Raw genomic sequence first — 11,899 nt, 5'->3', positions numbered from 1 at the left:
TTCTTTTTTTATTCAGGCAGAACAACTGGTGTAACAAGCGATCAGCGCTATAATGCGGACTCATCCATGGACGCGTAATACAGGCATAACAAGTATGAGTAAACCTCAAAACGTCGACCCGAACGAAATCAAGAAGTTCGAAGAAATGGCATCACGTTGGTGGGATCTGGAAGGCGAGTTTAAACCACTGCATCAGATCAACCCACTACGTCTCAACTATGTACAAGAACGTGTCAACGGCTTGTTTGGCAAAAAAGTTCTCGATGTCGGTTGCGGCGGAGGCATCCTGGCAGAAAGCATGGCGCGTGAAGGCGCTCAGGTGACCGGGCTGGATATGGGCAAAGAGCCGCTGGAAGTAGCCCGACTGCATGCCCTGGAAACGGGAACCAAACTCGATTACATCCAAAGTACTATTGAAGATCACGCAGAGCAAAACCCGCAGGCTTATGATGTCGTAACCTGTATGGAAATGTTGGAACATGTCCCGGATCCGCTGTCCGTCATTCAGTCTTGTGCAGCGCTGGTCAAACCTGGCGGTCATGTCTTCTTCTCGACCCTGAACCGTAACTTTAAATCTTATCTGTTCGCCATCGTCGGCGCAGAGAAGTTACTCAAGATTGTTCCGCAAGGCACTCACGATCACGAGAAGTTTATTCGTCCCTCAGAAATGATGAAAATGATTGACACCACTTCCCTGCAAGAGCAAGGGATTACCGGTCTGCAATACAATCCATTGACAGATACCTACCGCCTCGGTCGCAATGTGGATGTCAATTACATTGTGCACACAAGGTTAATCTGATGGCCCAAGCTGTTAATCTGATGACCCGAGCATAAGTAACGTCGGTTTCAGACCTCAGTGAGCTGGCGTAAGACGTAAACGACGACAGTATTAACTTGTATGCTTTGGCAACGGACTCTTTAATTACATTAATTACATATAGTGTACGCTAAAACCCGCCGTCTGGTTTATCACCACATGGTCAAGTTTTAGCGTATTTTTGTATTGATCCTCGCCGTTGATCTGACGAAAACGGCGATAGAGTTTTTACCTAAAGATCAAGAGATTTTTTTTCTCTCTTGGTTACGAAAAAAGCGATCTGAGAATCACAATTTCTTACACGTAATTCTGCCCTTTCGTCATCGGTGAGTGTCTACTAACTGAATTTTTTTATTTCGCAAGTTATCCACAAACTGTTCAAGATCTCCAACTTGCATTACCCCCTCAATAGCACTATCTTGTAACCCGAATACTGATGCACCCCTACATATAGTGTTTAGGACTCTATATGTAGGGCGAACTTGATCACAAAGCCGGGATTCACTTTACAAGAATTACTCAAAAATACGGCTTTTATCAGTTTTGTTAGGGAAATAAAGTAGAATGAACCAACAACTCACTGTCACCAAGCGTGATGGCCGCAAAGAAAAGATTGATCTAGAAAAGATCCACCGTGTGATCGCATGGGCCGCTGAAGGTCTGGACAATGTCTCTGTATCACAAGTAGAACTTCGTGCTCATATCCAGTTCTACGATGGCATTACCACCTCTGACATTCATGAAACCATCATCAAATCCGCTGCGGATCTGATTTCAGAAGAGACGCCGGATTACCAATACCTGGCTGCACGCCTGGCGGTTTTCCACCTACGTAAGAAAGCGTATGGCCAGTATGAGCCGCCACTGCTGCTGGATCACGTATCTGCGATGGTGGAAAAAGGTAAGTACGACAAACACCTGCTGGAAGACTATACACGCGAAGAATTCGAGTTGATGAATGGCTTCATCGACCATCGCCGTGATTTGAATTTCTCTTACGCTGCAGTCAAACAGCTGGAAGGTAAGTACTTTGTACAAAACCGCGTAACCGGTCAGATCTACGAGAGTGCACAGTTCCTGTACATTCTGGTAGCAGCATGCCTGTTCGCTAAGTACCCGAAAGATACGCGTCTGGATTACGTAAAACGTTTTTACGATGCGACATCGACGTTCAAGATTTCATTGCCTACACCAATTATGTCTGGCGTGCGCACGCCTACCCGTCAGTTCAGTTCATGTGTACTGATCGAGTGTGGTGACAGCCTGGATTCAATCAACGCAACAGCGAGCTCGATCGTACGATACGTTTCCCAACGTGCCGGTATCGGTATTAACGCGGGTCGTATTCGTGCTTTGGGATCTGAGATCCGTGGTGGCGAAGCGTTCCACACAGGTTGTATCCCGTTCTACAAATACTTCCAAACGGCGGTGAAATGCTGTTCTCAAGGTGGTGTTCGTGGTGGCGCAGCGACTGTCTTCTACCCTGTCTGGCACGGTGAAGTTGAATCTTTGCTGGTACTGAAAAACAACCGCGGTGTTGAAGAAAACCGTGTACGTCATATGGACTACGGTGTGCAGCTGAATAAGCTGATGTACAAACGTCTGGTGGAAGGTGGCAACATCACTCTGTTCTCACCGTCTGATGTACCGGGCCTGTACGATGCATTCTTCCAGGACCAGGACGAGTTCGAACGCCTGTATGTTAAATACGAAAACGATCCTTCGATCAAACAGCGTAGCGTTAAAGCGGTTGAGCTGTTCTCCCTGCTGATGCAGGAGCGCGCATCAACTGGTCGTATCTACATTCAGAACGTCGACCACTGTAATACTCACAGCCCGTTTGATGCGAGCGTTGCTCCGGTACGTCAGTCTAACCTGTGTCTGGAAATTGCTCTGCCGACCAAACCTCTGGTGAACGTTGAAGATGACAGCGGCGAAATCGCGCTGTGTACTCTGTCTGCATTTAACCTGGGTGCAATCCAGAATCTGGATGATTTTGAAGAACTGGCTGAGCTTGTGGTACGTGCGCTTGATGCACTGCTGGATTATCAGGACTACCCTCTGCCAGCGGCTTACAAGTCAACCATGAATCGTCGTACTCTGGGTGTGGGCGTGATCAACTATGCATACTACCTGGCGAAACACGGTGTGAAATACTCAGATGGCAGCGCGAATGCCCTGACTCACCGAACCTTTGAAGCGATGCAGTACTACCTGTTGAAAGCGTCGGTGAACCTGGCTAAAGAGCAAGGTGCATGTCCGGCATTTAACGAGACCAATTACGCGAAAGGTCTGCTGCCGATTGATACCTATAAGAACGACATCAATCTGATCTGTGACGAAGCACTGCATTACGACTGGGATGCACTGCGTAGCGAGATCATGGAGCACGGTCTGCGTAACTCAACGCTGACTGCTCTGATGCCTTCAGAAACGTCATCACAGATTTCAAACGCAACCAACGGTATCGAGCCGCCACGTGGTTACGTTTCCGTCAAAGCGTCTAAAGATGGTATTCTGAAACAGGTTGTTCCTGAGTTCACTCGTCTGAAAGACAACTATGAACTGCTGTGGAACATCGGTTCAAATGATGGTTATTTGCACTTAGTCGGTATCATGCAGAAATTTGTTGACCAGGCAATTTCAGCCAATACTAACTATGACCCAAGTCGTTACGAAAGCGGCAAGGTTCCAATGAAGAAACTGCTTCAGGACCTGCTGACTGCGTATAAATTTGGTGTGAAAACACTGTACTACCATAACACTCGTGATGGTGCGAAAGACGATCAGAAAGATGCGGTTCAACCAGCCGACGACGATTGCGCAAGCGGTGCTTGTAAGATCTAATCAGATTTGAACTGACACTAATTGACTTGAATGCCCTCTGCTCTGCAGGGGGCGAAACGGATGAAGGCACAATGGCTTACAGTACTTTTACTCAAACAAAAAATAACCAACTTAAAGAACCTATGTTTCTGGGTCAGCCGGTTAACGTCGCACGCTACGACCAGCAGAAATACGATATTTTCGAAAAGCTGATTGAAAAACAGCTTTCTTTTTTCTGGCGTCCGGAAGAAGTTGATGTCTCCAGCGACCGTATCGACTACGCGAAATTGCCAGATCACGAGAAACACATTTTTATCTCCAACCTGAAATACCAGACCCTGCTTGACTCAATCCAGGGCCGCAGCCCGAACGTCGCTCTGCTGCCACTGGTCTCTATTCCTGAGCTGGAAACCTGGATTGAAACCTGGTCATTCTCTGAAACCATCCACTCTCGTTCGTACACGCACATCATCCGTAACATCGTGAACGATCCTGCATTGGTGTTTGACGACATCGTTGAGAATGAGCACATCATCAAGCGCGCGAAAGACATCGCTCACTTCTACGATGATCTGATCAAAATGAGTAACGATTACCACCGTTACGGTGAAGGTAGCCACGAAATCAACGGCGAAACTGTTCACATCACGCTAAACGGCCTGAAGAAAAAGCTGTACCTATGCCTGATGTCGGTTAACGCGCTGGAAGCGATTCGCTTCTACGTCAGCTTTGCCTGTTCATTCGCTTTTGCCGAACGTGAACTGATGGAAGGTAATGCCAAAATCATCAAGTTGATCGCCCGTGATGAAGCACTGCACCTGACCGGTACGCAGCATATGATCAACCTGCTGCGCAACGGTATGGATGATTTTGCCTTCCTGCAGATCGCTGAAGAGTGTAAGCAAGAGAGTTTTGACCTGTTCAAGCAGGCCGCTGAGCAAGAGAAAGAATGGGCAGAATATCTGTTCAAAGACGGCTCGATGATTGGCCTGAACAAAGACATCCTGTGTCAGTATGTTGAGTACATCACCAACATTCGTATGCATGCGGTTGGTCTCGAGCCTGCGTACCCTGGTGCGACCAGCAACCCGATTCCGTGGATCAATGCCTGGTTATCTTCTGACAACGTTCAGGTTGCGCCACAGGAAGCAGAAATCAGTTCTTACCTCGTCGGTCAAATCGACAACGAAGTCAAAGCCAATGACTTCGAGGGCTTTGAACTGTAATGGCTTCGATTAAAATCAACAAAATCGTCAACATTGAGTCCAATCCGTCTAATACTCTGCTCGAAACCATGGAGCAGGCCGGATTGAACCCTGAATACAACTGCCGGGACGGCCATTGTGGCGCCTGCCGCTGTACTCTGCTATCAGGTGAAGTCGAATACGTTGGTTTTGCTATGGCCTACACGGAAAGTGATGAAATCTTGCCGTGTATCTGTAAGGCCAAAACGGCTGTAGAGTTGGTCAACGTCAACTATCATGTCAAAGCCAAACGCGCCTAGTCTCCACTCAGTGGTTTAGCGGTGTCACCGTCCGAACACACTGAGCAACGCAATGAAAAAAGCCAGAGTGCACGACTCTGGCTTTTTAGTTGCGCTTTTTCTTCAACTCGCTGCCTGCCCTAAGCACATCTATCCACATACACCTCTTGTCGCCACACATTTAAGTGAAGCAATACGAGTTAGCTGGAACAATACGAATTTTTAAGCGGAACAATATAAAATGCAGGCATTAACAGCGGCTGTGCTCCTTCCCTACTTAAACTCACCACCTAAAATCTGATCGGCGGTCCCCATAGAGACCGACTTATTGGCGATCTCTCTTCCACCATCATCATACAGAGACAAACGATAACCCTGATAATCGATCTGATTGCTGTCTGCCGGGGCATGCAGCCATAAAGAAACCACATCCCGATTCACACTCCCTACAGCCTCTCCCAGAACCACTTTCTGACTTGCCACTTCATACCAAACCAAAATCCTTGATTGATGGAACATACCAGCCTCCCGCTGAAATGGAACACAACAGAACTTAGTTTAAGTGCAATCACGCAAACGAGATGGCTCAGATTTAAGACAGTTTTAGCATCACCCAATAAATCATGTGCTTAACATTTAGATAATTTTGGTATAACTGGCGGGGATAAAGTCAGATGGGTAATAAGCATATAATTCAATGTCTTATTACCCATTCGATGGATAGACAATCCGTTTATTAGCATTCGGGTTATTTCTAAAGAGAAATCAGACCGACTCATTAACCGTTAACCATCTACTCAGCCTTTAAGTACATTGGCCGGCAAGTAGAGTTCCTTCAACGTCGACAGCGAACCGTACTGTGCCAGAACGTTTTTACCGGACAAATAACGACGCAGCATATCGGCCGCAACGGTACCCATCAGCTCCTTTTGTTCCTGAGCGCTGAACGCACGGCTGAATTTAAACAGTTGCCCCCACTCTCCCTGCGGAGAAGAGAGCGCGACACTGAATGTATCCTCATTCAGAGGGCCGGTAACCAGTGCCAGGTCGGTCGTGCATTTATCTTTGGTCGCACCGGCCAGAGCAAACACCGCTGCGAGCGGATCTTTTTCACCCAGTCCGGCATCCGTACCATGACTCAGAACCCAACTATGGCCACTCAACACTTCGACCTGCTCATTACTGAGCAACCAGTGCGATAACCACCCTTTGGTTGCTTGTTCTGCTATCGACAATGAAAGACCTTTATCGGCCATTAGATGGCCGATATGGGCCAGCATCGGTTCATCAACACTCACCACATGCTGCTCCAGGAGGGAATACATAAGCTGGAGGAATTTCACCCGCGTATCGAGATCACTCTTCGGACCAAACAGCTTCACCTCAATAAAGGGCATATAGGAACGGTAACCCAGCACATAGCCCTGCGGCAGATGCAGCTTATCCAGTTTGTCTGCGATCCCTGATTCAGAGGAACCAAAGGTATACAAACGGCTGCACTCCAGCCCAGCCTGCTCCGGATAGTTACGCTTCAGATCAGGCAGGATCTGCTCAGCCACCATACGCTTAAACTCTTTTGGGACACCGGGCGTAAAATAGAACCAGCAGTCGTTAATCTGCATTTTGAAACCACACGCAGTACCGATCGGGTTATCGATAATGGTCGCGTTTTCCGGCAACATCGCCTGCTTAATATTGCTTTCCGGCATGGTGCGGTTTCGGGCCGCATAAAAGGTCTCCAGACGCTCCAGCCACTGCGGGAACAGAACCAGTTGCTGCTCAGCGGCCTGTGATGCCGCAGCCGCACTTAAGTCATCAGTGGTAGGCCCAAGGCCACCATTCACAATCACAATGTCGTTATTAAAGCTCAGCATCAGCATTTCTTCTGCTAATACAGGCTGTGCATCGCCGACTGTCGAACGCTTGGATAAAGAAAAGCCGTGTTCAAAAAATTCGCGGGACATCCAGGCTGCATTAGTATCGACGATGTCACCATGCAGTACTTCCTCACCGGTACTTAACATTGCTATTTTAAGCATAGATATAACCTTGTTGTTCTCATTGCGTCTGATAGGACAGACTGCTTGTTGTTTCACTATATCGCCGATCGACCGTATCTCTCTATTAGTTTCATGTCAATTTCCCAGTTTTATATCAATTTCATATCGATGTGCTGGTGCAACCCAGCGGCTCTGGCACTTTGTGGCTCAGCTTCAGAGCCAATCCTTGAGTTACATAAACAACAAAGCGCCCGGAGGCGCTTTGTTATCGATATAGTCATCACAGCAGCAATGAAGGTTATGATCCTACTATCGAGTTCAGGTTTTGTCCGCAATCGCCTGTAGCGCTTTCGCAACCACCTCATCCATCGGCTGAGTAATATCGATAAATATCGCTTCATCAGCACCAGGCTCAATCAGAGTTTCAAACTGGCTACGCAGCATTTTTTCACCCTGAAAATAGTGGTCTGCACGCTGACTTAAGCGCGACCAAATGGTGTCGTAATCGCCTTGCAGATAGATGATCACTAACTCGTCATTATTCTCGCGCAAGATATCGCGATACTGCGGCCTAAGCGCCGAGCAGGCAATGACCGCTGAGTCATTATCAATAAACAGACGATTGAGCGTTTGCAGCCAACCGTAACGGTCTTCATCGGTCAGAGGAATACCCTGACTCATTTTGTCGACATTGTGCTGAGGATGAAAGTCATCACCGTCAAAGAAGGTCAGACCCAATCGCTGCGCCATCTGGCTGCCAACTGAACTCTTACCGCAACCGGATACACCCATTACTAAGATTTTTTTCGCTTTCATAGGACAATACTTCCCTGGGCCCCACTCAAATGGGGCCTTTGTGCTCAAATTGAAATTGGTCGCTTAAGGTTACTGCCACCACATCGCGAGTTGCGGGAACACAATAACCAGTCCCAGTACCAGAATTTGCATACAAATAAACGGAATCAGTGACGAGAAAATCAATCCCAGACTGATGTCCTTCGGCGCTACCGATTTGAGATAGAAAGCCGCCGGACCGAATGGTGGTGACAGGAAAGAAACCTGCATGTTCAGACAGAACACAACACCAAACCAGATTGGGTCATAGCCCAGATTGATGATGATAGGTACGAAAATAGGCATGGTAAGCAGAGCAACACCGACCCAGTCCAGGAACATACCCAACACCAGCAGAATCACCATCATGATCAGCAAAGTCGCAATGGCACTACCGCCCGACAGAGCCAGAATCGTCTCTTCAACAAAGTCGATACCACCCATCAGGTTGTAAACCCCGACCAGAGCCGTCGCGCCAATACCGATCCAGATGATCATCCCACAGGTACGCATAGTGGCGATGGCACTCTCTTTGAGCATCGTCCAGCCCATCTCACCGCGAATAACCGCACTGAACATAATACCGACGACACCAAGGGCCGATGCTTCGGTGACCGATGCCACACCGGTATAAATACTGCCTAATACCACAGCCACCGATAGTAGCGGGAAGAACAGTGCTTTAAAGTAATTCGGGCGCTCGTTATCTTCTTCCAGCTCTTGCTGATCAAATTCCGGTGCCAGTGAAGGATTCAGATAACAACGAATCAGCACATATGCAACGTAACACATCGCCAAAATAAACGCCGGAACAAAGGCGGCTTTAAACAGGTCGCCGATTGATACACTGGCGGTCATACCATAAATAATCAGTACGATACTTGGCGGCAACATAGTACCCAACGCACCACCGGCACAGGTTGTACCGATAGCCAGTTTGCGGTCATAACCGAGTCGCAGCATCTGTGGCAGTGCCAGGATACCCAACAGAACGGTTTCACCACCGATAACGCCGGACATCGATGCCAAAAGTACTGCAACCAGCAGCGTTTGTACGGCCACACCGCCACGCACACGGCGTCCGACGGATTTCATCGCATCAAATAAATCGCGCGCAATCCCGGAGTGATCCAGCATCGCCGCCATCAGTACAAACATCGGAATAGCCAGGAAAATGTAGTCCGAAGCGAAGCTGTACATACGGCTGGTAATCAGAGGAATAGCATCGACACCAAACCATCCCAGGGTAAAGAAGATGGCAACGAAACCGGTAACGAACGCCAGCTGCATACCTGTCAGCAGCAAGCCGATCATCATCACCAGCATGAGCAGACTGCCCCATTCAATACCAATTGAAGAAAGATCAAACATCGCGCTTTTTCCTTAGGGCTTGAATTTCCTGAATCAGGTGCAACACAAATTGCACGACCAAAATCACCAGAGTGACAAAAATAACCGCTTTCAGCAGCGCCGGATAAGGCGGGTTAAAAGCAGAACCTGAGGTTTCCAGACGCATCTCGCCCCACGGTGCAAACCAGGAAGCTTCAACAGTAATATAAGAGGCATACGCCATCATGCCGGCAAAGGCTAATCCGACAATGTGATGGACTAAATTAAGATAATGACGTGCACGTGGTGACACATGATCATAAATTAGCACCACACGAACATGTTTATTCGATGCCATGGCATAGACACCGCCAAACACAAATAACGCACCACCGATAAAGGCCGCCGTCTCATGTACCCAAGTGGTGGGAGAGTCAAACACATAACGCATGACGACTTCATAAAAAGAAATCGCAACCGTTACCAGAAACAGCAGACTGAACGCATTACCAGCACGCACAATCCAAACGTCCAGCGCGTTTTTAGGCTGCTCATCATGAATAGGCGCAGCCGGTAGCTTCTTCTCGCTCATAACGAACTCTTGCTTTAACAGAGAGGGCAAAGTCGCCCTCTCTCAATGGAAAGAAAATATATAGGATAGTTATAGAAGATCGTTGTTTTGCAGGAAGGTAGTCACAGAATCATAGACCTTCTTCGCATTCGGAGAACGCTCTGCAAATACCGCCCACTGATCGCGGGCGATAGCACGGAATTTCTTACGTTCTTCATCAGACCAGTTATGAATGGTAATTTTAGGATTGGCATTGGCTTCTTTCACCGCTGCCTGGTCGGCAATTTTCAGCTGAGTGGTAATGTCATAAGAGAAATCACGTACTGACGTCACAAGAATTTGTTGCAAATCTGCCGGCATTTTTTCCCATTTCTTCTCGCTGATAGAAACATCGATCAGAGGCAGAGAGTGGAAACCCGGTTGAACCGGATGAGCCGCGACATCATTCATGCCTGCTTTTTGGTTAGTCGAGAATACGGTGTAATCAGCCGCATCAATGACGCCCTTACTCAGGCCGGTGAATACTTCAGAACCCGGCAGGTTAACCGGTGTCGCCCCCGCCGCCGCAAAGACTTGCTGCACCAGCCCTTCTGGCGCACGCAGTTTCAGACCTTTCAGATCTGCAACACCATCAAGCGGCTTCTTAGATACCAGAGATTCAACACCTGTTGTTGAAGCACCAACAAAATGAACACCGTATGGTTTGTAAAGTTCGGTTAAAAGTTCGTTGCCACCACCGTAGTTCATGTATTGCAGCAGTTGGGTTGTATCTGACCAGGCACCCACCATGTTACCTAACAGGCCGAAAGCCGGATCCTGACCAGAGAAGAATTCAGTCGCGGTCAGATGACCATCCAGGATCCCCATTTTGATCGCACTCAGGGTTTCGGTGTGTTTAACCACTGCCCCAACAGGTAACAGGTCAATATCGATACGTCCGCCGGACATTTTTTCGACCCGCTCGGCCCAGTCTTGCTGAATCTGGAAGTTGCGATCTCCGGATGGATCCGAAGATTGGATTTTCAGCTTGAAATCCGCAGCCATTGCAGACATAGATACCAAACCTGTTACCGCTGCGGCGATAATTGTTCTCGTCATAGCTTTCATTGAATTATCCTTTCGAGTTTCACGTCTAACACCGGTTTATGAATATTATGTTACCGGTAACTTGCGGTGTGAATGTTACTGGTAACTCCCATTGGCTGTCCATGAAGTTGATCACAGCTTTTAAACATTCATTAACATCCAGCTTACTGATGTTATTTTTATAACCACCACAACATAAGCCTTTGTGCAGTTTAGTTAAAATTGCGAACAGCGGCGGATTAATCCAAAATTTTCCGCGCTGGTTATCGAAAAGGTTGATAGCGGTCAATATTTAAACACACACAACATCTAAACTCTTTAATAGCGATGAATTGAATGAGGTTCGGAGGTCGGAATGAACAGCACTTTTATAGTGAACTTTGTTGGTACAGCAACCCCGTCAACGATTAAACAACTTGCTGCGATTACCCATGAGAATGATGGTAAGTGGCTAATTAGTAAGGTTAATTTTATCGAGGAACAAGTGGCTGCTGTGATTAAGGTTGAAGTCCCCACCGCAAAAGTCCAAACGGTGAAAGAGGCCTTTCATTCCTACCCCGATTTACTGGTGCAAATTGTCGACTGTGATACGACCCCACATCAATCAGACACGATTTATCAGATTCGGCTTGATGCTAATGACCGTTATGGAATTGTCAACGAGATCACTCATGTGCTGGATAACCAGGGCATTCATATTCTCGATATGGATTGCCAACGGGTATTTATCGCCGGAGGTGGCGGCGTCAGTTCAAGTTTGTTTACGGCTAATTTAGCCATTCGTCTGCCCGCGGAAATAGCCATACAAGACGTCGCTAAGGAACTCGAAGCTCTGAGCGAAGATACCCGGGTAATTATCGAGACATAAAACCGACCTCATTATAATTGCGCCCTATCAGGACGTTATAAAATGACAACAATATAGAATATATCGTTATTCAGGAGGTCGA

At 47.6% G+C, this 11,899-nt stretch carries 11 protein-coding genes; 5 read left to right on the top strand and 6 right to left on the bottom strand.

Annotated elements, in window-relative coordinates:
• Nucleotides 1–94: 94 nt before the first annotated feature.
• The 4 genes from ubiG (at nt 95) to yfaE (ending at nt 5,150) form a co-directional block, all read left to right on the top strand.
• Complete coding sequence (gene ubiG / locus E6C74_RS10485) at nt 95–802, top strand: bifunctional 2-polyprenyl-6-hydroxyphenol methylase/3-demethylubiquinol 3-O-methyltransferase UbiG (RefSeq protein WP_136484837.1); 708 nt, start codon at nt 95–97, stop codon at nt 800–802.
• 582 nt (nt 803–1,384) lie between these two features.
• Nucleotides 1,385–3,667: a class 1a ribonucleoside-diphosphate reductase subunit alpha gene (nrdA, locus tag E6C74_RS10480; protein WP_136484835.1), complete on the top strand. Its 2,283-nt coding sequence runs from the start codon at nt 1,385–1,387 to the stop codon at nt 3,665–3,667.
• A gap of 71 nt (nt 3,668–3,738) precedes the next feature.
• Nucleotides 3,739–4,872 (top strand): class Ia ribonucleoside-diphosphate reductase subunit beta, encoded by a 1,134-nt coding sequence (gene nrdB / locus E6C74_RS10475; RefSeq protein ID WP_136484833.1) that lies wholly within the window; start codon nt 3,739–3,741, stop codon nt 4,870–4,872.
• A complete protein-coding gene (yfaE, locus tag E6C74_RS10470) occupies nt 4,872–5,150 on the top strand; it encodes a class I ribonucleotide reductase maintenance protein YfaE (protein WP_136484831.1) in 279 nt (92 codons plus the stop codon). The genes nrdB and yfaE overlap by 1 nt, the downstream gene beginning before the upstream one ends.
• Before the next feature lie 252 nt (nt 5,151–5,402).
• Here the strand turns inward: yfaE and E6C74_RS10465 are convergent, their stop codons facing one another.
• The 6 genes from E6C74_RS10465 to E6C74_RS10440 all read right to left on the bottom strand — a co-directional run bounded on the left by E6C74_RS10465 (nt 5,403) and on the right by E6C74_RS10440 (nt 10,970).
• The gene (locus E6C74_RS10465; protein WP_136484829.1) at nt 5,403–5,648 is read right to left on the bottom strand and encodes a 30S ribosomal protein S6 modification protein; all 246 of its coding nucleotides are present in this window, start codon (nt 5,646–5,648) and stop codon (nt 5,403–5,405) included.
• A gap of 278 nt (nt 5,649–5,926) precedes the next feature.
• Nucleotides 5,927–7,168, bottom strand: coding sequence for a CinA family nicotinamide mononucleotide deamidase-related protein (locus tag E6C74_RS10460; RefSeq protein ID WP_136484827.1), 1,242 nt, complete (start codon nt 7,166–7,168; stop codon nt 5,927–5,929).
• A 279-nt stretch (nt 7,169–7,447) separates the two neighbouring features.
• Nucleotides 7,448–7,945 (bottom strand): gluconokinase, encoded by a 498-nt coding sequence (locus tag E6C74_RS10455; RefSeq protein WP_136484825.1) that lies wholly within the window; start codon nt 7,943–7,945, stop codon nt 7,448–7,450.
• A gap of 69 nt (nt 7,946–8,014) precedes the next feature.
• Nucleotides 8,015–9,334 carry a TRAP transporter large permease subunit gene (locus E6C74_RS10450; protein WP_136484823.1) on the bottom strand — a complete coding sequence of 440 codons (1,320 nt, stop codon included), beginning with the start codon at nt 9,332–9,334 and terminating at the stop codon, nt 8,015–8,017.
• Nucleotides 9,327–9,884: a TRAP transporter small permease subunit gene (locus E6C74_RS10445; RefSeq protein WP_136484821.1), complete on the bottom strand. Its 558-nt coding sequence runs from the start codon at nt 9,882–9,884 to the stop codon at nt 9,327–9,329. The genes E6C74_RS10450 and E6C74_RS10445 overlap by 8 nt, the downstream gene beginning before the upstream one ends.
• Before the next feature lie 69 nt (nt 9,885–9,953).
• The gene (locus E6C74_RS10440) at nt 9,954–10,970 is read right to left on the bottom strand and encodes a TRAP transporter substrate-binding protein (RefSeq protein ID WP_136484819.1); all 1,017 of its coding nucleotides are present in this window, start codon (nt 10,968–10,970) and stop codon (nt 9,954–9,956) included.
• 334 nt (nt 10,971–11,304) lie between these two features.
• On the opposite strand from E6C74_RS10440, the gene E6C74_RS10435 reads away from it, so the two are divergent.
• A complete protein-coding gene (locus E6C74_RS10435) occupies nt 11,305–11,817 on the top strand; it encodes an ACT domain-containing protein (RefSeq protein WP_136484817.1) in 513 nt (170 codons plus the stop codon).
• The last annotated feature ends 82 nt before the right edge of the window (nt 11,818–11,899 follow it).

It is taken from the genome of Vibrio sp. H11 (assembly GCF_004804295.1).
Taxonomy (GTDB): Bacteria; Pseudomonadota; Gammaproteobacteria; order Enterobacterales; family Vibrionaceae; genus Vibrio; species Vibrio ostreae.
Note: the sequence above shows the minus strand (reverse complement) of the source record. Positions and strands in the feature narration are given on the sequence as shown.